This window comes from Planococcus sp. APC 3906, from assembly GCF_030407685.1.
Classification (GTDB): Bacteria; Bacillota; Bacilli; order Bacillales_A; family Planococcaceae; genus Planococcus; species Planococcus koreensis.
Genome location: NZ_JASDCW010000015.1, coordinates 38,429 through 58,752 on the forward strand (window position 1 = coordinate 38,429; position 20,324 = coordinate 58,752).

Consider the following 20,324-nt stretch of genomic DNA (forward strand, 5'->3'; position numbering starts at 1 on the left):
ACACCCCTTGGATTCGGATTAGTACATGTAGCGGTTCATGAAACGGAGCTGATCGAATTTTTGGACGGATTCCGGATCGACGCGGCTGCCGATTTTCGCCATAAGGCAATTGGCGGGATGGGAACTGATTTCAGGGTCATCGGTCGCATAATATTCCAAACCGCCAGCCTGCATCATTTTTTCCATGATTTTACGATATTCCCAGACGTTCAAGCCGGTTCCTTTCAAATCCCAATGCCAATAGTACTCGGTCGTGATGACGATGAAATCTTCAAAGGCATCATCCATCATAGACACTTTAAGCAGGGATTTTCCAACGCCGGTGCCGCGGAATTTCGGTATGACTTCAATAGCGCCGAGTTCAATCAAGTTTTCCATTTTGCCTTCCGACCAGCGTTCGAGCGGGTCCGGATACAAGAAAGTGACATAGCCGACAATCATATTTTGGTCTCGGGCAATGAGGATGCGGCCCTCCGGCAGATCGGCAATTTCCGTAATCGCCTTATGCTGCTGGGCAGGGGGGCGGAAAGCGACCAAGTCTTCATGGAATTCAAGCGCTTTCAAGTCTTTTGATGAAATTGGTCCTTCTATAATGATTGGACCGTGTTTCGTTTTCAGCTCTAATGCATTGTAAGTTTTCTTATGTTCCATCATTTCACCGCCTATAGGGTACAATTAGGTCCATTATACATGAAACCGCTTAAATTTTGTAAAGTTTCCTCGACTGTCCGTTCAATATTCTAAAAAATTAAAATTATTAGCAATCGATTGAACGATTGTTGTAGAATGGAAGAGAATCAATTCGAAAGGATGATGGGTATGAAAGTCGAAACTATTGCAGCTGTCCAAGGAGACCACAACTTACATAATTATGAAGAGGTTTCATCGGATTTTAACTGGGCTGATGTTGAGAAGGAATTCAGCTGGTCCAAAACAGGGAAGATCAATATGGCTTATGAAACGATCGACCGCCATGCTGAGTCAGACCGGAAAAACAAAGTAGCTCTTTACTATCAAGACCAGAAGCGCCATGAATCCTATACGTTCTACGAAATGAAGCGCATGACGAACCGTGCGGCAAATCTTTTGAAAGCGCATTCCGATTTGGAAAAAGGCGACCGTTTCTTCATCTTCATGCCGCGTTCACCGGAATTGTATTTTGCGATGTTCGGCGCATTGAAGATGGGATTGATTGTCGGCCCTTTGTTCGAAGCCTTTATGGAAGGTGCAATTTACGACAGGCTGGATGACAGTGAAGCAAAAGCGATCATTACGACGCCTGAATTATTGCCGCGCATCCCACTGGACCGCTTGCCGAATTTGAAAACTGTATTTCTCGTCGGGGAGAATGTAGAAGAGGATGGTAAAATTGTAGACTTTAAAAAGCATCTGCACACGTGTTCTGACCGTTTTGAAATCGAATGGCTGGATAAAGAAGACGGCCTCGTGTTGCATTATACGTCCGGATCTACAGGCAAGCCAAAAGGGGTTCTGCATGCGCAATATGCAATGGTGCAGCAATACCAGACGGCTAAATGGGTGTTGGATCTGAAAGAGCAGGATGTTTATTGGTGCACTGCCGATCCAGGTTGGGTCACTGGCACGGCATATGGGGTGTTCGCTCCTTGGCTGACGGGTACTACAACCGTAATAATCGGCGGGCGCTTCTCGCCTGATGCTTGGTACAAAGCGATCGAAGATTTTGGCGTAACCGTATGGTATAGCGCACCGACCGCTTTCCGCATGTTGATGGGGGCTGGGGATGCATTGGTGAAAGAATATGATCTTTCAACACTGCGCCATGTGCTGTCGGTCGGAGAGCCTTTGAATCCGGAAGTTGTGCGCTGGGGTGTACAAGTATTCAATAAACGCATCCACGATACATGGTGGATGACGGAAACCGGTGCACAGACGATCTGCAATTATCCTTCAATGGACATCAGACCGGGATCTATGGGCAAGCCTGTTCCTGGCATCAAGGTTGCTATCGTCGATGACCGCGGAAACGAATTGCCGCCGAATCAGATGGGGAACCTGGCGATTGAAAAAGGCTGGCCATCCATGATGAGGCAGATCTGGAACAATCCAGCGAAATATGAGTCATATTTCATGAACGATAAATGGTACGTATCCGGTGACTCCGCTTATATGGATGAAGATGGTTATTTCTGGTTCCAGGGACGCGTTGATGATGTCATTATGACTTCTGGAGAGCGAGTTGGACCGTTTGAAGTGGAAAGCAAGCTGCTGGAACATCCAGCAGTGGCTGAAGCGGGCGTTATTGGAAAACCGGACCCTGTCAGAGGGGAAGTTATCAAAGCGTTCGTTGCATTGAATGAAGGCTACGAGCCTTCCGAGGAATTGATCCAGGATATCCAGCAATTTGTGAAAAAAGGCTTGGCAGCACATGCTGCGCCTAAAGAAATTGAATTCAAGGATAAGCTTCCGAAAACGCGCAGCGGCAAAATCATGCGCCGCGTGTTGAAAGCTTGGGAACTTGATTTGCCGACAGGCGATTTATCCACAATGGAAGACTGATCGAGCATAGAAAAAAGCCGCAGCTGAAATTCAGCTGCGGCTTCTTTTTTTTATTCTTCATCGGCGCTTTCTGCATCTGATGGTTCAGAAGCGGGTTTAGCTTCCGCTTCTGGATCGGCCGGTTCTTCTGGTTCCTCTGGCTCTTCCGGCTCTTCAGGTTCCGGCTCAGGTTCAGCCGGCTCTTCAGGTTCTTCCGGTTCTGCAGGTTCCTCCGGTTTCTCTTCAGGTGTTTCTTCTGGTTTCTCTTCTTCTTTCACTTCTTCATCTTTCGGTTCTTCTTTAGGCTCTTCTTTCGGTTCTTCTTTCGGTTCTTCTTTAGGCTCTTCTTTCGGTTCCGGCTTCGGTTCTTCAATCGTTACTGCGTTGGAAGGCGAAGACTGTTTACCGGTAATGTCTACCGCTACGACTGTGTAGCTTCCTGGACCCGACAGGCTATAAGAGTTGCCTTTGGATTCTGAAATAGAAGCTATTGTGGATCCGCCGCTGCGATAGATGCGGTATCCGACGATATCGTTCGATGGTGAATCGCTCCATGAAATCGTGGATCCGCTGAGTTTGGCTCCGACTCCAGCAGGTGCTATGCCGTCATGCTCAAGCGTAGCGCCGGAAACGACATTCGAGAATTTGGAATTGCTAGGGAATAATTTTCCAGCATCTCCTCCGAATGGAGCTAGCATACGGTCAACAAATGCTTGGTTGACGCCAGTTCCACCGCTGGATACGAATTCACCAGGAGTGCTTGGCAGAGCTGCATACCGGCTGCCGTTGACAGTAGTATAAGAGCCTGAAGTCAGGCTATCATCCGGTTTTGTCGGAACCATGATATTCGAGATGAACAGATCCGACTTTACAAGTCCGGCAGCTGTACAAGCTTTGCCTGGGGCAAGGCCTGAAATTCCACAGAACGAGCGGGAAACAACGCCTTTAGGCTCCTTGAATTTTTCCTTGGTGCCGATGAGTTTTGGATCTACTTTATAAGCTGTATTCATCAGGCTCGCCCATAGCTGATTTACACGTACGGACGGCATCAGGTTTTGGTTTTTAAAATTATCCAATGAATATTTTTCTTTGTCGTAGCCGAGCCAGACGCTCATCGTTACGTTCGGGTTGTATCCGACAAGCCAGACATCGCGCGTTTCTTGAGTAGTACCGGTTTTACCGGCAAAATCGCTGCCGAAATCGAGTAATCCATTTGCCCGGTTTGCAGTGCCGCGATCGGTTTTAAATACGTCGCGGAGCATATCGGTCAGAACATAGGCTGCTTGAGGTGTATAAATTTCTTTTTCTTCGACTTTATGTTCGAAGATGATATTGCCGTCTGCGTCTTCGATGCGGGAAATCATATGGGTTCCTACTCGTTTTCCGCCATTGGCAACTGTCGCGTAGCCGCTTGTCACTTCTTCAACAGAACCTTCGATCCCGCCGCCCAGAGCAGCAGATGCGTTATAGTTTTCATTTTCCACTACTGTAGAAAAGCCGTTATTCATCAAGTACTGGATTGGCAAATCTTCTTTGATCTGTGCGAACAAGCGGAGCGCCGGCAAGTTTTGGGACTCGGCAAGCGCATTGCGTGCAGGCATGATGCCCTGTTCGCTGGTCGCGGTGAAGTTGGCCGGTTCGTAGCTGTTTCCGTTGTCGTTCATTGTGAACTTCACATCGACAACCGGGCTGCCTGCGCCGATTGCACCTAATTCAAGTGCAGGTCCGTATACCAATAAAGGCTTAACGGTCGACCCAATGGAGCGGAAGGCTTGGGTTGCGTGATTCAGCGCCTCGACTTTGTGGTCGCGGCCGCCGACAAAGCTCAGGATGCGTCCTGTGCTGTTTTCGACGGTCATACTGCCGACCTGGACCGGCAATTGCTTGGTGATTTCTTTGCCGTCTTCATCCGTAGCTTGGATGCTTAACGTCGTGCCGTAACCGTTATAGGCATCTTTCGCTTTTTCCTGTGCATCGTACAAATCTTTGTTGATCGTCGAATGGATGCGGTAACCGTTTGAACGCACTGCGCGATCCGCTAAAATAGCGTACTCTTCGTATAGTTTATTGTTCTCTGTCAGTTCGACAGGATCAATGCCGTCTTGTTCCGCGAGCACATCCATGATGATGCGGTTTGCGCGGCTTTGCAATTCAGCAGTGATATAAGGGTATCTTTCAAAAGAGCTGGATTCGCCTGTACGGAAATCTTTCGTGATGTCGTAGGCGACAGCTTCTTTGTATTCCGCGTCAGTGATGTAATTCGTTTCGTTCATACGGAACAAGACTGTTTTCATCCGGTTGATGCCGTGCTGCAATAGCTCTTCGCTTTTCAGCTTGCCGCCATCCGAAGAATAAGGCGTATAGCGGTAAGGCGCTTTCGGGATACCCGCAATGAATGCTGCCTGAGGCAGGTTCAATTCACTTGCCGACACATTGAATAAGGCGTTTGCCGCTGTTTCAATGCCGGCAATATTTGCGCCCGATGAACTTCTTCCGTAAGGAACGATGTTCAAGTAAGCTTCGAGAATCTCATCTTTTTCCATGAATTTCTCCAAGCGCATCGCAAGCAAAATTTCTTTCGCTTTGCGTTCATAGGAAACTTCGTTGGTGAGAATTTGGTTTTTAATCAGCTGTTGCGTCAGTGTCGAGCCGCCTGTCTGGCTGTCAGAGTTTGATACATCCTGGAACAAGCCGCGGAAAATGGCTTTCGGGACAATGCCTTCGTGCTCCGAGAAATATTCATCCTCTGTTGCCAGGACAGCGTCGATTGCGTAATCTGACACTTTATCGAGCGTTGTTTCTTTGCGCTCGAGATCTGTTTGGATATTGCCGATATATACTTCGTTGTCGAAGTACATTTCGGATGTTTCGTTGTAGCTGTAAATCTGTTGCTTCATTTCGTCCGGTGTGCGGAGCTTTTCCTCGTCGACTAACGATGCGAAATACCCGGCACCGACCGAAGCAGCAAAAACACCGCCCGTAATGAGAATAATGAATAGCAGAATCGCTAAATTCCAAAAGACGCCGGTGGTGATATTAAGCCTTCTATACCATTTGGTGGCGGTCCATTTATTGTAAGTTTCTTCAGATCGACTGAGAACTTTCCTGAATTTTTCTTGCACAATATTCCCCCCCTAAAATCTCGTTCCATTATAGCATATTCTCGTATTTTCAACTAAAAAGATTGACAATATCAGAGAATAAAGTAAACTTATTTTTATATAATTTATATGAAAACGAAGAAGGGTCCGAAGTAGGGCGTGCGAACTTTGTCTAGAGAGCCGGTGGATGGTGCAAACCGGTCAAAGCGCAGCGGCTGAATTACAGGCTTGGAGTTTGCGGCTGTGCCCCGTTCGGCACATATTGAGTCGGGAGAATCGGATTCTCCAAGCTGGGTGGTACCGCGCAAATGCGCCCCTGCATGAACTATCATGCAGGGGCGTTTTTATTTTGCCCACTCTTCTTCAGTTTCATCAAGGTTGTTTTCATTGAATGGCAAGGCACAGAAGTGGAAGCTCAAGAGGAGGAATTGGAATGGTTAACGAATTATTGGATGATTTAAAATGGAGAGGCCTGATTTACCAGCAGACCGATGAAGAGGGATTAGCGGCATTGCTGGAAGCACAGAAAATTTCATTGTACTGCGGTGTCGACCCTACTGCGGACAGCATGCACATTGGGCACATTGTTCCGTTATTGACACTAAGACGTTTTCAGCTGCACGGCCACCAACCGATTTTGTTGGTAGGCGGCGCGACTGGGACGATCGGTGATCCATCAGGAAGAAATGAAGAGCGCCAGCTGCAGACGATGGAGCAGATTGACCTGAACGTACAGGGCATCAAAGTCCAGATGGAGCAGATTTTTGATTTTTCATCGGACAACGGAGCGGTGATGGTCAACAACAACGACTGGATCGGCAAGATGAGCATAATTGAGTTTTTGCGGGATTACGGAAAATTGATTTCCGTCAATTACATGCTGGCCAAAGATTCGGTGGCATCGCGGCTGGAAACGGGAATCTCGTTCACCGAGTTTTCCTACACATTGATCCAAGCGATCGACTTCAACCATTTATACGACAATTACAATTGCCGTGTGCAAGTCGGCGGTTCAGACCAGTGGGGCAATATCACCTCCGGCCTGGAAGTGATCCGTAAAACACATGATGCGGAAGACACCAAAGCGTTCGGCATTACGATTCCGCTGGTGACAAAAGCGGATGGCACGAAATTCGGAAAATCGGCGGGCGGTTCCGTGTGGCTTGATCCTAAGAAGACATCACCGTACGAATTCTACCAGTTCTGGATCAACACGGCGGATTCGGATGTCATCAAATACTTGAAAATCTTCACGTTTATCAGCCGTGAAGAAATCGAAGAACTTGAAAAAACCGTAGAAGCGGAAGCGCATCTGCGCAAAGCCCAAATCGTGTTAGCAGAAGAAATGACCAAGCTGATCCACGGCGAAGGGGCTCTTGAGGATGCACAGCGCATCACAAAAGCATTGTTCAGCGGTGATTTGAAAGCTTTGTCAGCCAATGAAATGCGCGCAGCGTTCAAAGACGTCCCTTCAGTTGAACTTTCCAAAGAACCGAAATCGATCGTCGATTTGATTGTCGAAGCCGGTATTTCCCCGTCAAAACGCCAAGCCCGTGAGGACGTAACCAATGGTGCGATTTCCCTCAATGGCGAGAAAGTGACAGACCTGGAATACGTCATCGATGAAAAAGATCGCCTCGAAGATGCCTTCGCGATTTTGCGCAGAGGCAAGAAGAAATACCACATGGTTCAATTCAACTAAATGAAAAGATTGTAGAACAAGGGCAGGCCTAATCTCCTGTCCTTTTTCTTGTTTTTTGGGAACTGTGTGTTTTAAAAAATAAAGCGGCGGGTAACCAATCACTAGAAACAATTTTTAGACATAAATTAATAAATCCAAATTCACAGGAGGCGTTAACACGATGTCAAGAATGGTAGGTTCGTACAATTCAGAAAACGAAGCGATTCGAGCAATTGAGGATTTAAAAACACAGGGGTATCGTTCAGAAGATATTTCGGTGCTCAGCAAAGATAAAGGAGAAACCAAACACGTTACTGAAAAAACAGGTACACATGCAGGAGAAGGTGCTGCTACTGGCGCGTTGACAGGCGGTGCGCTTGGCGGCCTTGGCGGTGTACTTGCCGGCATCGGAGCATTAGCCATCCCAGGCATAGGCCCGATCGTAGCGGCAGGCCCGATAGTCGCCGGCCTCACAGGAGCAGCAGCGGGTGCAGGTGTTGGAGGTTTGGCAGGCGCATTGATTGGCGCCGGCATACCGGAAGACGAAGCGAAAGAATATGAAGGCCATTTCAACGATGGAGCTATCCTGGTCATGGTCAATGACTCAAAATCGGCGATTCCAGACAGCAGCGACCGAGATCGCTTTGCAGATAGCGATCGGAATTCGACACTTTCAGGAGACAGAACAGTCATTGGCAGCGACGGCGATGTCCGGCATGAACGCGGGCAAGCATCGGAGACCCATGCCGGGCACAGAAGCACTGGGCGCAACGACCATGATTTATTTGATGATGAAGCGCGGACCGCTGGATTGGGAAGCAACCGTGACTTGCTGGATGGCAATAAGCGCAGCAGCGGTTTAGGGAGCGATGAAGGTTTATTGCATGATACCCGGCGGCGCTCAGGTTCAGACAATAGCTATGACCGCGATCCACTGATTGGCGGCGAAAACGATACCACCATCAGAGGAGACCGCGATTCACATTTTGATGACAGCGATGATCCAAGTAAACGAGGACGTGCAGGATTGTAGATAAAAAGAAAGCCAACCTTTGCTGGTTGGCTTTTTTTATAATTGCTTTTTCTTGATAAACTGCGGCAGTTCCATATCTTCGAAAAGAAGCGGGTGAATGAGTTTGCCTAAGCGGATAGCACCTTCGATCAAACGGGGGGAAGGCCGGCAATATAACTCCTCTTCCATAATGTGGATTTCTTCGTAAGCCTTCATATTTTCCCAGCCTGGCCGCTTGCGGACCAATTCAGGTTTAACTTTAGAAGTCATGATGCCGACCCAGGCCAGGAGAATATAATCGGGATCACGTTTTTCAACATCGGCCCAATCCGTCTGGATATTTGCTGATTCAATGTCGGAAAAGGTATTTCTGGCACCTGTAATTTCACTGATTTCGCTAAGCCAGTTGATATTTCCAGGAGTGAAAACGGGCTTCGGCCACCATTCCCAATAAAGGGAAGGGCGTGTCTCAGCCGCGGCCGACCGTTTTTTGATTTCTTCAATCACTTGTTGATAAGCATTATATACAGGCAAAGCATCAATGCCGCAGGCTTCACCGACCGCAAGCAAATCGCTGCCAATTTCAGCGAGCGATTGCGGATTCAAAATTAAGTGGGGGATTTTTCGCTTTTTGAGTTCCTCGATATTCTTTTCCATGCCGGGTACGCTGAGCGAAGCCAAAACCAAATCTGGTTTTAACGCTTGCAATTCGTCCATACGAATGGCGAGGTCAGGTCCGAGCCTCGGCAAAGAATCAATCGGTTTCGGCCAATCCGAGTAATCGTCGACGCCTACCAGCAGATGTTCTGCGTCTAAAAAAGCGAGAAGTTCCGTGTTGCTCGGGCATATTGATACGATCCGCATTGAAATGCACCTCCGGTTTGGTCCAGTTTATCATATTCCGGTTTTTGCGTGAAATGCTGCAGGCTGGAGAATGAAAATTTTAGGTATTCAAATATAACTGGAAAAATTCGGTCCATTAATGCACGTTTAACATTAATGTATTATTATAGAGAAAAGTGGTTTGGATTGAACAGAAGGAGAGACGGCATGATCAAGAATCAGGCATTGCATGATTACATAGGTGAACGGACTTGGGATTTAACTGAAAAGTGGTATGAAACGCTTGATAAAAGCAAAGGCGGGGTATACGGCACAAACGACCCTGAAAAAATAGCGATTCTCAAAAACCAGAATCATGAATTTCACAAACGGTTTTGTTCAATGTTTTTAAAAGAAGAAAACGAATTTCATGAAAACTTCCACGAATGGATCAAGGAAATCGCGGAAGATGAGGCACATTTGGAGACGCCTCTTGTTGCCGTAATTGAAGAATTTTTTAGAACACAATTGCAGTATTTAGAAATGATCGGTAATTATACAGCGAAGAATCAGGATGAAGTCAGCCTGGAGCAATTGAACGAATGGAATTTAGCGATTGTCAATACAATATCCAAAGTGATTGTTGAATTCAGTTCACAGAATACGAAAGCGGCACAGGACCGGCTGGACAAACAGCAGCAGATGATTGTAGAAATGAGTGCGCCTGTCATCTTGCTGACGAAGAATGCAGGCTTGCTGCCGTTGATCGGAGAAGTCACTTCCCACCGGGCAGCAATCATTTTTGAAAAAACCTTGGCGCAGAGCTCGAAGCATAATCTGGAAAGGCTGTTCATCGATTTATCGGGTGTGCCGGTTATTGATACGATGGTTGCCCAGCAGATTTTCCAGCTGATCAGTGGTTTGGAAATAATCGGTGTTAAAGCGGCATTGTCAGGCATCAGCCCGGTAATTGCACAGACAGCTGTCCATTTGGGCATCAAGTTCATAGACATCGAAGTCTATAACACGCTGGCTCAAGCATTGAAACAAAACGAAATCCATTTTTATAAATAAATGCTTTGCACCCAAACCTCAGCTGTTCCAGCGGAGGTTTTTTTTGCATAGAAAAACCCCTTGAAACGCTTTGCCGTTTCAAGGGGTTTAAAAGCAGTTATTAACGTGAGTAGTACTCAACGATCAATTGCTCGCTGATTTCAGCTGACAATTCGCTGCGTTCTGGGTAGCGTACAAACGTGCCTGTTTTGCTGTCGGCATCGAAAGTTACGTATTCAGGAACGAAGTTGCTTACTTCAATCGCTTCGTTTACTACATCAAGGTTGTTTGATTTTTCACGGAAAGCGATTGTTTGTCCTGGTTTTACGCTGAATGACGGAATGTCAACGCGTTTGCCATCAACAAGGATGTGGCCGTGGTTTACAATTTGACGAGCTTGGCGGCGAGTGCGCGCAAGACCTAAACGGTAGACAACGTTATCAAGGCGAGCTTCAAGCAAGATCATGAAGTTTTCACCGTGTTTACCAGGCATTTTGCCGGCTTTGTTGAATAGTGTTTTGAATTGGCGTTCGTTTACACCAAACATGAAACGAAGTTTTTGTTTTTCTTGAAGTTGCAAACCGTACTCAGAAACTTTTCTGCGTTGGTTAGCACCGTGTTGACCTGGTGCGTAAGGGCGTTTTTCTAATTCTTTACCTGTTCCGCTAAGAGATACTCCTAGACGGCGTGACAGTTTCCATGCTGGACCTGTATAACGAGACATATATGTCTCCTCCTCTGTTTTTGGTTTTTGAAGTAAAATAAAAACCAGATGCATTCATGCTGTAAGCCATTTTATATTCATGTACCTTCGCTCGGCAGCCAAGAGTTACGCGATACACCTTTTAATTGTCTAGACTCCAGCGCCAAGATCTAACAGGCGCTTTCGCTTTTCTCATAAGGAATAAAATGGACAGACGCGCACATACAACTGCTGCGATTATTTTACACAAATTCTAGTATAACCGGACCACGCTCTATAAGTCAATGGCTAACAAGGGCTTTCTTCAAAAGGACTGCAATTAAGGTATTTGCCAGGCTGTCCAGACCAGTTCTACAAGGAAAAAGGTAAGCTTTTCTTTTTTTGCAATTTACGGTAAAATGAAAATAAGGCAGAATGTAAGCGCTTTCTATTTAAACTAAGGGGTGTATGAACATGAAACAATCTTCTGGGAATATGGAAACCGCTATTATCCATAGCGGTTATGAGAGCCAGCTCCACCACGATAGTTTGGCAACGCCTCTTTATCAGACATCGACGTTTTCTTTTGCGACAGCGGAAGAAGGCGAACAACGCTTTGCCGGAACGTGCGGCGGCAATATTTATTCGCGTTTAGGCAACCCGACAGTGCGGGTGCTTGAAGAACGCATGGCCGCCATTGAATTCGGAGGAGGAGCGTTGGCATTCGGTTCAGGGATGGCCGCTGTCAGTGCGATTCTGATTCACCTGACGAAAGCCGGGGATCATGTTCTTTGTTCGAGAGGCATCTATGGCTGCACGTTCGGGCTTTTGGAGATGCTGGAGGAAAAATACGCCATCGGCCATAATCTGGTCAGTATGACGACAGAGGAAGAAATCGAAAAAGCATTGCGCCCGGAAACCGTCTGCATCTATGTAGAGACGCCGATCAACCCGACGATGGAAATCGTCAATCTTGATGCGGTTATTGCTGTAGCCAAAAAGCACGGATTGCGGGTCGTTGTGGACAATACGTTCAGTTCGCCATATCTTCAAAATCCGTTGAAGATGGGGGCGGATTTTGTGCTGCACAGCGCGACTAAATACTTGAACGGCCATGGGGATGTGGTCGGTGGTGTTTTAGTCGGCCAAGATACAGAAGAAATGCAAACAATCCGTTTTACAGTCCAAAAGGATATCGGCGCCATCATGTCGCCTTTCGATGCATGGCTCCTGCTCCGCGGCATGAAAACTTTGCATGTGCGCATGGACCGGCATATCTCGAATGCCAAGAAAGTGCTTGAGTTCCTGAAGCAGGAACCTCTGGTAACGAAAATACATTATCCGCATGATGAGAATCACCCACAATTCGATATTGCGAAACGCCAGATGCGCGATGGAGGCGGCTTGATATCCTTTGAGATTGAAGGCGGCAAAAAAGAAGCGCAGACGTTCATGAATGCGCTGTCGATGATCAAAATCGCAGTAAGCCTTGGAGATCCGGAAACGCTGATCCAGCACCCGGCTTCCATGACGCACCAAATTGTACCCGAAGCAAATCGCCAAGCGATGGGCATTTCCGAATCCTTGATGAGGCTGTCCATCGGATTGGAACATACCGACGACTTGATAATGGATCTGGCTGCAGCTTTCGAAGCGGTCAAGCCGCATTTGCAGGAAGCTTAGAAAGCAAAAGAGCCCCCGAATCAATTCCTGATTCGGGGGCTCTTTCAATTGTTAGGATTAAAGATGCTTAATCAGTGTTTCAGCAAACTTCTCGAGTCCTGCCTGGTCGTCTTGTGTAAAGCGGCTGAGTTCTGGGCTGTCGATATCAAGGACGCCGATCACTTCACCGTTTTTGATTAATGGTACAACGATTTCTGAACGTGAAGCTGCGTCGCAGGCAATGTGTCCAGGGAAAGCATGGACATCTTCGACAAGCATTGTTTTCTTTTCAGAAACAGCAGTGCCGCATACGCCTCGGCCGACCTTGATGCGCACACATGCCGGCAAGCCTTGGAATGGCCCAAGCACAAGTTCGCCTTCTTCCATTAAATAAAACCCGACCCAATTGATGCGGTCTAAAAATTGGTTTAGTAATGCAGATGCATTGCTTAAGTTGGCGATGGCGTTCGATTCGCCTTCAAGCAGGGCATCCAATTGTTTTCCGAGCATCGCGTATTGGCTTGCACGCGTGCCGCTATAATCTGTTTGAGTGAACATGAAAGACCCTCATTTCGTTTGTGGATTTATCCATTATAGATTCTGTCATAGCCTTGATGCAAGCCTTTGGCGCTGTGTGCATCGGAACCGAACACCAGTGGAATGCCGAGTGATTCGGCATAGCGGATCCATTTTTTCGAAGGATAGGGCTCCAGGCAATCCGGTTTGAAATAGCCGGCGCTGTTGACATCAAGCTCTGCACCGGCGTCAGCGATTTTGTCGATGATCGCCTTGATGCGCGATTCGTCATCAATGTTTGCGCCATGAGAAAATTGGAATTTATGTGCCAGCGTCGGGTGGCCGATGCGCTTCGGTTTGAATTTGCCGAGGTCAGATGCAATCGACGCTTCAACGGTATCGTAATAAATGCCGTATGCTACTTCGACAGAACCTGCCGCCGCCGCAAGCTCCATAAAAACTTCTGGAGAATAATCGAGGCAGAAATAACGCGGTCCTGCTTTGACAAAATGCACGGATAAAATTGAATCATCCAGACGTGGTCCGATTTCATTTAAAAAAATGCGTGTTTCCTCTTCAAAGCCTTGGATAAAATCGACTTCCAGCCCAACCCGGATCCGGATATCGTTTTTGTATGCATCTTTTGCAGCTTCAACGGCGTCTAGATAACGGTGCAGCACGTCAAAGCTCATCCCGCTGTCTTTCATCGGAGTCGTATCGGTGAAAGAGGGGGGGAGTGGAGCGTGTTCAGTGAATGAGATATCCAGGAAACCTGAAGCTATCGCTTTTTCAATATAGGATTCCAAGGCATCAGCAGTGCCATGCGGACAAAAGGGGGTATGGATATGGCCGTCTCTTTTCATTGGAAACACCAACTTTCTTTAGAGAATAAAAATATTTTATCATTTCTTCTAAATTCGCAAACAAAACAATAGAATACATGTTAAAATAATAGAATCATGAAATGCATTTATATAGAAGAGGAAATGGATTTTGGAACAGGGGGCTAATTGGCTTATGATGAAGTATATCATCATTGCGGTCATCATTCTAATAGCGGTAATTATCGTCGGATTCATGTTTCGAAAGAAGCACAACGCGGAAATTGAACGCTTGGAACAGTTAAAACTGCAAATACAAAACAAACCGATACTCGAAGAACTGACGAAAGTGAAACAATTGAACATGAACGGCCAGACGGAAGAAATGTTCGAACGCTGGCGCGCTGTCTGGACGGAAATCATGGACTTACATATTCCGAAAATCGACGCATCGCTGTTCGACGCAGAAGATGCGATTGACCGCTTCAATTTCGGAAAAGCTTCGAAGATTGAACAGGAAATCGAAGTCCGCATTGAAAAAGTGGATCAGCAGATGAACGAGATCCTTTCGGAATTGAGCGACTTGATCGGCAGTGAAGAAAAGAACCGCAGCGAAATGGACTTGATGAAAGACCACTACCGCCAAGCGCGTAAAACCTTATTGGCGCACCAGCATTCATATGGAGCAGCAGCCGGACCTTTAGAGAAGAAGCTTGAATCGTTCACGCCATTGTTCAGTGAATACGACAAGCTGACGGAAGAAGGGAATTACCTGGAAGCCCGCGAAACGGTTATGGGCTTATCAGATGAAGGGGATTACGTATTTTCGCTTATCGACAACATCCCGCCATTGCTGGCAGATGTCCAGTCGAAAATACCGGCTTCGATCCAGGAATTGCGTAGCGGCCAGCGTGAAATGGAGTCTCAATCGTATTATTTGAACCACCTCGAATTGACGGGGCAATTGGATGCGATGGAGCAGGAATTGGCCCATATGAAAGAAGAAATTGCCGAGTTGAAAATCGCCGAAACGACTGTCAAAGCGGAAGCGATGAAAGACCGCATCGATTCATTCTACGAGCTACTTGAAAAAGAAGTGGAAGCGAAGCATTTCGTTGACCAATACAAAGTACAAACCGGCCGACAATTGGATACGGTGTCGAGTGAGACACGCGATACGTATGATGAATGTGCAGTCGTGCAGCAGAGCTATAAGATTTCCGAGAGCGATGCAGCGATTCCGCGTGCATGCCTGGACAAATTGAAAGAACTTCAACGCCGATTCGACTTGCTCGAGTCCCGCACGCAAGAAGAACAGGCAGCCTACTCAAGCCTGGAAGAAGAATTGGTCAACATCCGCAAAGAACTTGCTGAGGTCGATGTAGCTCAAAGCGGCTTGGCTGGATCTTTGAAAAATCTGCGGATCGACGAAAACGAAGCCCGCAAAAAACTGGAACACCTCAAACGCCAATTACAGGAAACGGACCGCATGCTGCATAAAGCGAACACTCCTGGGATTCCGGAAGAGATGGACGTTCGCCTAGAAGAAGCGGAAGAGCATTTATTCGTCGCAATGCAAGGCTTGCAGGAAGTGCCGCTTAATATGAAACTGGTCGACAGCTACTTGACGAAAGCCGAGAAATGCATCGATGAAGTCGAAGAAAAAGCGAAAGAAATGATTGAAAATGTGCTGCTGGTTGAGCGCATTATCCAATACGGCAACCGTTACAGAAAAACGAATCCGCAGATGAACGCCAAGCTGATGGAAGCGGAAGAGTCTTTCCGCCAGCTCCGGTATTCAAAAGCGTTGGAAGAAGCGGCTACAGCAGTTGAAAATTTTGAACCAGGCTCGATGAAACGAATCGAAGTACTGGTGAAAGAAGATGCTTGGCGCGTATAAAATGAGAAAACCACCAGCCGACGCGCTGGTGGTTTTCTTTTGGGAGGAGTATAAAAATGATATACCTGGACAATAGTGCAACAACTAAACCGAAAACCGAAATCCTCGAGGCATTCGTGAAAGTGAATGAAAGCTATTACGCGAATCCGGCTTCGATCCATTTGATGGGCAACCAAGCGGAAGATTTGCTGGAAGGCGCAAGAGCTCAGATTGCGGAGCTATTGGGGATGGAAAAGATCATCTTCACGTCTGGCGGTACGGAAGCCAATAACTTGGCGCTGCAGGGCGTTGCTGAAGCTTCGAAAACGCGCGGGATGCACATGATCACCGCAGCTACGGAGCATTCCTCTGTTTTGAAAACGATGGAGGAACTGGAGAAGCGCGGGTTCGAAATTACCCGCCTGCCGGTCGGAAAAATGGGCGAGATCGATTTATCCGAATTGCAAAAAGCGCTGCGGCACGATACGGTGTTGGTGAGCTTGATGCATGTCAATAACGAAATCGGTGCGGTACATCCCATCGCGGAAGTGAAAAAGCTATTAGCGGGTACCCGGACCTTATTGCATTGCGACGCCGTCCAGAGCGTCGGGAAAGTGGCGCTCGACCGTCAAAACATGCCAGACTTGTTGACGGTATCTGGGCATAAGATCCATGGCCTGAAAGGCAGTGGGGTTTTAGCCTATAATAAAGGAGTGGAACTGTTGCCTGTCCAGCACGGCGGGGGCCATGAATCCGGTTTGCGGAGCGGCACCGTTTCTGTCGCAGATGCCGTGGCTCTTGCCAAGGCGCTGCGGCTTGCAGAGCCACGGTCGGAGTTCACCATATGGAATCAACAATTGCGTGATTTCCTCTCCGGCTTTACTGGCGTGAGAGTCGTCAGCCCTAAAGGCGCCGCGCCGCATATTCTTGCGATTGCTGTCAAGGGCATCAAAGGCGAAGTACTGGTCTCCGGATTGCAGCAGCAATCCGTCATCGTTTCGACATCGAGCGCATGCTCTTCAAAAAGCACAGCTGCAAGCCACGTCATCGATGCAATCGGATTGCCGAGAGAATTCAAAGACGGCGTCATCCGCATCAGCTTTGGTGCATTCACGACAGCTGAAGACCTATCATCATTCCAAAAAGCGTTTGCACATGTCTACGCGATCATCAAAGGAGCTTAATCCATGAAAACAAATCAAATCCTCGTGCGTTACGGCGAGTTGTCCACCAAAGGAAAAAATAGAAGTTCATTTATCGGACGCCTGCGTGACAACGTCAGACAGACATTTTCGGATCTACCAGGCGTACGCGTCAAAGCGGAGCGCGACCGGATGTTCATTTATTCGGATAGCGAAGCGGAAATTGCACAAGTCCAGTCCCGCCTGCAAAAAGTTTTCGGAATCCAGTCGTTCAGTCCGGTAACCGAGTGCGAACTGGATCTCGAGTCCATGAAACGTGCAGCCATGACCGTGATGGAAAAAACGGACCATGCAGGAAAAAGTTTTAAAGTGTCGGTAAAACGTCCATATAAAGCATTTCCACATGAAAAACCTGAAATTGTGCAGACCATCGGTTCCCAGGTACTGCGGAATTTCCCGGACCTGACGGTGCAGATGAAAAATCCCGACATTGAGTTGAAGATTGAAGTGCGCGAAGAAGGTGCATTCATGATGGCTGAAACATTTGCCGGAGCAGGCGGATTGCCAGTTGGTGCTTCCGGAAAAGCCTTGCTGCTGCTGTCCGGCGGCATCGACAGCCCGGTGGCAGGCTACCATATGCTGAAGCGCGGCGTGCGTTTGGAACTGATCCATTTTTTCAGCCCGCCATTTACAAATGAGCGCGCCAAACAGAAAGTGTTTGACTTGGCAGAGAAGCTGAGCCAGTTCGGTTCTTCTGTCAGATTGCACGTCATTCCGTTTACGGCGCTCCAGCAGGAAGTCCATAAGCAAGTGCCGGACAACATCACAATGACTTCAACACGCCGCATGATGATGCGCATTGCCGATCTCGTGCGTGAAGACACGGGTTGCCAAGCGATTGTTACAGGCGAAAGCTTAGGCCAAGTTGCAAGCCAGACGCTTGAGTCGCTTGCAGCCATCAATGCCGTGACCCATACGCCTGTGCTGCGTCCGCTCATTGCGGCAGACAAGCTTGATATCATCGAAACGGCGCAGAAAATCGATACTTATGAGATTTCCATCCGCCCGTTTGAAGATTGCTGTACGATTTTCACCCCGGCCAATCCAAAAACCAAGCCGAAGCTCGAAAAAGTCGAGTATTACGAAAAATTCGTGTCGTTTGACGGCCTTATCCAAGAAGCGGTGGAAAACCGGGAAATCATTAAATTCCCACGCCCCAAAAAAGCCGTTTATGATGATTTATTGTAAAATTGAGTTATTGAAAATTAAACGTAAATTGCAAATTGAAAAGCAGATTGCCTGATTGGGCAGTCTGCTTTTTTTTATGGAGTATTTTGAATACTGGGAATTTTGCGGTATACTTTAATGGAAGCAGTTACTATAAGCCAAGGGGGAATAATAAGATGGATCGAAATGAACTCGTAGCACCTGAATCTTATAATTTAACAGAGGAAATCGAAAAGTTCGCGACAGGCGATGGCAAGATGGCTATTATTTGGGAGAACGACAAAGGGGAAACACAGGAACTTACATATGACGAACTGATTGCACGCGCCAATAAAGCAGCAAACAGTTTTGAAAAAGCAGGACTGAAAAAAGGGGATATCGTGCTGGTCATGGTACCACGCTTGATCGAAGCATACGTCGCCTATATCGGAGCATTAAAAGCCGGTTTGGCTGTGATTCCGAGTTCGGAGATGCTGCGCGCCAAAGACATTTCCTACCGATTAAACCACAGCGACGCCAAAGCGGTGATTGCATATGAACCATTCATGGATCAGTTTGCAGATGTAGCGGAAATGGACCGAGTCACGAAATTCGTTATCGGCAAGTCGGACAATACATGGATCTCGTTGACGGAGGAAATGGAAAGCGCTTCCAGTGAGTATAATGCTGCTGACACGGGCAAAGATGATATGGCGTTCCTATCGTACACTTCGGGAACGACCGGAAATCCCAAAGGCGCAGTCCACAGCCACGGCTGGGCATATGCCCACTTGCGGACATCAGCTGAGCACTGGCTCGGCGCTAGAGAAGGCGATCTCGTCTGGGCAACAGCAAGCCCAGGTTGGCAAAAATGGATTTGGAGCCCGTTCCTTGCCACGCTTGGAAGCGGAGCAACCGGGTATGTCTACAACGGCAAATTCGATCCCGAAGTCTACTTGCAGATTTTAGAGCGCCGCAAAATCAATGTTCTTTGCTGCACGCCAACCGAATACCGCTTGATGGCCAAACAGAAAAACTTGGCGTCATTCGATCTATCATCGCTACATAGCGCTGTTTCAGCCGGCGAACCGCTAAATGCAGAAGTCATCAACGTCTTCAAGAATCATTTCAACCTGGAAGTGCGCGATGGCTACGGGCAAACTGAAAACACCTTGCTTGTGGGCGTCATGAAAGGAATGGAAACTAGAATCGGTTCAATGGGCAAACCGACGCCTGGCAACCGCGTTGAAATCATCAATGAATTCGGCGAACCTGCAGGGGCCGGAGAAGTGGGCGATATCGCTGTACATGTCGACACGCCAGCCCTGTTCAAAGGCTATTTCAAAGACGATGAGCGCACGAAAATGCAATTCCGCGGCGATTATTACGTTACGGGCGACAAAGCATCCAAAGATGACGACGGCTATTTCTGGTTCGAAGGGCGCGGCGATGACATCATTATCTCCTCCGGTTACACAATCGGGCCGTTCGAAGTGGAAGATGCACTCGTCAAACACCCGGCCGTACAGGAATGTGCAGTCGTCGGTGCGCCGGACGAAATCCGCGGCACCATCGTCAAAGCATTCGTCGTGCTCGTCGGAGACAGCGAACCTTCCGACGAACTGATCAAGGATCTGCAGAACCACGTAAAAGAGCTGACGGCACCGTACAAATACCCGCGTGCCATCGAGTTCATGTCCGAACTGCCAAAAACAGCATCCGGCAAAATCCGCCGCGTTGAACTACGGCAGAAGGAAATGAACAAATAAGAATTTTTGGAACCGATATTCCGCAAAACAGCTGCGCTTGCCGCGGGCGAGCGCCAAGCCTCCTCAGTCGCTTTGCTCCCTGCGGGGTCTCGGCTGTCTCGCTTTCCCGCAGGCGTCTACGCTGTTTTGCTCCATATCGAGAGAATCGAAAGCAACTGCAAAAAGTATATCTTTTATGTTCTATGTTAAAAGAAATAATTTTCTATTTAAGATATAACATTGAATTTAGCGGAAGACGGCGACTCCAGCGGGAGCAGTGATGGAGCAAAGCGACAGAGCGACGAGCTGCAGACCCTGGAAGCGGCTGAAGCCGTGCCCGCGGAACGCGTCCGTCTGAAGCGAAATGAGAAGCAATAACTATTATTCCTATAAGCCTGTAAACAGCCGATCCAGTTGGCTGTTTTTTCTTTTGTTTACTTTGCCCATGGGCAGGCATATAATTAGGCTGATATTTCGAGAAG

15 protein-coding genes are annotated in these 20,324 nt (G+C 47.7%); 9 read left to right on the forward strand and 6 right to left on the reverse strand.

Annotated features, from left to right (window positions below; all coding sequences use genetic code 11):
* Positions 1 to 18 precede the first annotated feature (18 nt).
* Positions 19 to 651 (reverse strand): GNAT family N-acetyltransferase, encoded by a 633-nt coding sequence (locus QMA09_RS10195; RefSeq protein ID WP_135500390.1) that lies wholly within the window; start codon positions 649 to 651, stop codon positions 19 to 21.
* A gap of 168 nt (positions 652 to 819) precedes the next feature.
* Between QMA09_RS10195 and acsA the strand changes: the two genes are divergently transcribed.
* A complete protein-coding gene (gene acsA / locus QMA09_RS10200; protein ID WP_290213041.1) occupies positions 820 to 2,538 on the forward strand; it encodes an acetate--CoA ligase in 1,719 nt (572 codons plus the stop codon).
* A 50-nt stretch (positions 2,539 to 2,588) separates the two neighbouring features.
* On the opposite strand, the gene QMA09_RS10205 is transcribed toward acsA, so the two are convergent.
* Positions 2,589 to 5,639 (reverse strand): transglycosylase domain-containing protein, encoded by a 3,051-nt coding sequence (locus QMA09_RS10205; RefSeq protein ID WP_290213042.1) that lies wholly within the window; start codon positions 5,637 to 5,639, stop codon positions 2,589 to 2,591.
* A gap of 412 nt (positions 5,640 to 6,051) precedes the next feature.
* Here QMA09_RS10205 and tyrS point away from each other — a divergent pair, with 412 nt between their 5' ends.
* A complete protein-coding gene (gene tyrS, locus QMA09_RS10210; RefSeq protein WP_290213043.1) occupies positions 6,052 to 7,320 on the forward strand; it encodes a tyrosine--tRNA ligase in 1,269 nt (422 codons plus the stop codon).
* Positions 7,321 to 7,480: 160 nt separating this feature from the next.
* Positions 7,481 to 8,332, forward strand: a complete 852-nt coding sequence (locus QMA09_RS10215) for a general stress protein (protein WP_290213044.1) — start codon at positions 7,481 to 7,483, stop codon at positions 8,330 to 8,332.
* 36 nt (positions 8,333 to 8,368) lie between these two features.
* Here QMA09_RS10215 and QMA09_RS10220 read toward each other — a convergent pair whose 3' ends face one another.
* A complete protein-coding gene (locus QMA09_RS10220; RefSeq protein ID WP_290213045.1) occupies positions 8,369 to 9,175 on the reverse strand; it encodes a cobalamin-binding protein in 807 nt (268 codons plus the stop codon).
* Between the two features lie 186 nt (positions 9,176 to 9,361).
* Between QMA09_RS10220 and QMA09_RS10225 the strand changes: the two genes are divergently transcribed.
* Positions 9,362 to 10,207 carry an STAS domain-containing protein gene (locus tag QMA09_RS10225; protein WP_290213046.1) on the forward strand — a complete coding sequence of 282 codons (846 nt, stop codon included), beginning with the start codon at positions 9,362 to 9,364 and terminating at the stop codon, positions 10,205 to 10,207.
* Positions 10,208 to 10,307: 100 nt separating this feature from the next.
* Here the strand turns inward: QMA09_RS10225 and rpsD are convergent, their stop codons facing one another.
* A complete protein-coding gene (gene rpsD, locus QMA09_RS10230) occupies positions 10,308 to 10,910 on the reverse strand; it encodes a 30S ribosomal protein S4 (protein ID WP_135503232.1) in 603 nt (200 codons plus the stop codon).
* Positions 10,911 to 11,342: 432 nt separating this feature from the next.
* Here rpsD and megL point away from each other — a divergent pair, with 432 nt between their 5' ends.
* A complete protein-coding gene (megL, locus tag QMA09_RS10235; protein ID WP_290213047.1) occupies positions 11,343 to 12,551 on the forward strand; it encodes a methionine gamma-lyase in 1,209 nt (402 codons plus the stop codon).
* A 57-nt stretch (positions 12,552 to 12,608) separates the two neighbouring features.
* Here the strand turns inward: megL and QMA09_RS10240 are convergent, their stop codons facing one another.
* Both QMA09_RS10240 and hisJ read right to left on the reverse strand, forming a co-directional pair.
* Positions 12,609 to 13,088, reverse strand: a complete 480-nt coding sequence (locus QMA09_RS10240; RefSeq protein WP_135503226.1) for a GAF domain-containing protein — start codon at positions 13,086 to 13,088, stop codon at positions 12,609 to 12,611.
* Positions 13,089 to 13,114: 26 nt separating this feature from the next.
* A complete protein-coding gene (hisJ, locus tag QMA09_RS10245) occupies positions 13,115 to 13,909 on the reverse strand; it encodes a histidinol-phosphatase HisJ (RefSeq protein WP_290213048.1) in 795 nt (264 codons plus the stop codon).
* A 154-nt stretch (positions 13,910 to 14,063) separates the two neighbouring features.
* Here hisJ and ezrA point away from each other — a divergent pair, with 154 nt between their 5' ends.
* The 4 genes from ezrA (at position 14,064) to mbcS (ending at position 19,863) form a co-directional block, all read left to right on the forward strand.
* Positions 14,064 to 15,767 carry a septation ring formation regulator EzrA gene (gene ezrA / locus QMA09_RS10250; protein ID WP_290213049.1) on the forward strand — a complete coding sequence of 568 codons (1,704 nt, stop codon included), beginning with the start codon at positions 14,064 to 14,066 and terminating at the stop codon, positions 15,765 to 15,767.
* 56 nt (positions 15,768 to 15,823) lie between these two features.
* On the forward strand, positions 15,824 to 16,930 hold the full coding sequence (locus tag QMA09_RS10255) for a cysteine desulfurase family protein (protein WP_290213050.1): 1,107 nt from the start codon (positions 15,824 to 15,826) through the stop codon (positions 16,928 to 16,930).
* Between the two features lie 3 nt (positions 16,931 to 16,933).
* Positions 16,934 to 18,136 (forward strand): tRNA uracil 4-sulfurtransferase ThiI, encoded by a 1,203-nt coding sequence (gene thiI / locus QMA09_RS10260; RefSeq protein ID WP_290213051.1) that lies wholly within the window; start codon positions 16,934 to 16,936, stop codon positions 18,134 to 18,136.
* A gap of 155 nt (positions 18,137 to 18,291) precedes the next feature.
* Positions 18,292 to 19,863 (forward strand): acyl-CoA synthetase MbcS, encoded by a 1,572-nt coding sequence (mbcS, locus tag QMA09_RS10265; RefSeq protein ID WP_290213052.1) that lies wholly within the window; start codon positions 18,292 to 18,294, stop codon positions 19,861 to 19,863.
* Positions 19,864 to 20,324: the final 461 nt, after the last annotated feature.

What these genes read in the sequence shown, in the direction of transcription:
- QMA09_RS10195 (WP_135500390.1), bottom strand. Translation starts at nt 651, where the DNA reads ATGGAACATAAGAAAACTTACAATGCATTAGAGCTGAAAACGAAACAC.
- acsA (WP_290213041.1), top strand. Translation starts at nt 820, where the DNA reads ATGAAAGTCGAAACTATTGCAGCTGTCCAAGGAGACCACAACTTACAT.
- tyrS (WP_290213043.1), top strand. Translation starts at nt 6,052, where the DNA reads ATGGTTAACGAATTATTGGATGATTTAAAATGGAGAGGCCTGATTTAC.
- QMA09_RS10215 (WP_290213044.1), top strand. Translation starts at nt 7,481, where the DNA reads ATGTCAAGAATGGTAGGTTCGTACAATTCAGAAAACGAAGCGATTCGA.
- QMA09_RS10220 (WP_290213045.1), bottom strand. Translation starts at nt 9,175, where the DNA reads ATGCGGATCGTATCAATATGCCCGAGCAACACGGAACTTCTCGCTTTT.
- QMA09_RS10225 (WP_290213046.1), top strand. Translation starts at nt 9,362, where the DNA reads ATGATCAAGAATCAGGCATTGCATGATTACATAGGTGAACGGACTTGG.
- rpsD (WP_135503232.1), bottom strand. Translation starts at nt 10,910, where the DNA reads ATGTCTCGTTATACAGGTCCAGCATGGAAACTGTCACGCCGTCTAGGA.
- megL (WP_290213047.1), top strand. Translation starts at nt 11,343, where the DNA reads ATGAAACAATCTTCTGGGAATATGGAAACCGCTATTATCCATAGCGGT.
- QMA09_RS10240 (WP_135503226.1), bottom strand. Translation starts at nt 13,088, where the DNA reads ATGTTCACTCAAACAGATTATAGCGGCACGCGTGCAAGCCAATACGCG.
- hisJ (WP_290213048.1), bottom strand. Translation starts at nt 13,909, where the DNA reads ATGAAAAGAGACGGCCATATCCATACCCCCTTTTGTCCGCATGGCACT.
- ezrA (WP_290213049.1), top strand. Translation starts at nt 14,064, where the DNA reads ATGATGAAGTATATCATCATTGCGGTCATCATTCTAATAGCGGTAATT.
- QMA09_RS10255 (WP_290213050.1), top strand. Translation starts at nt 15,824, where the DNA reads ATGATATACCTGGACAATAGTGCAACAACTAAACCGAAAACCGAAATC.
- thiI (WP_290213051.1), top strand. Translation starts at nt 16,934, where the DNA reads ATGAAAACAAATCAAATCCTCGTGCGTTACGGCGAGTTGTCCACCAAA.
- mbcS (WP_290213052.1), top strand. Translation starts at nt 18,292, where the DNA reads ATGGATCGAAATGAACTCGTAGCACCTGAATCTTATAATTTAACAGAG.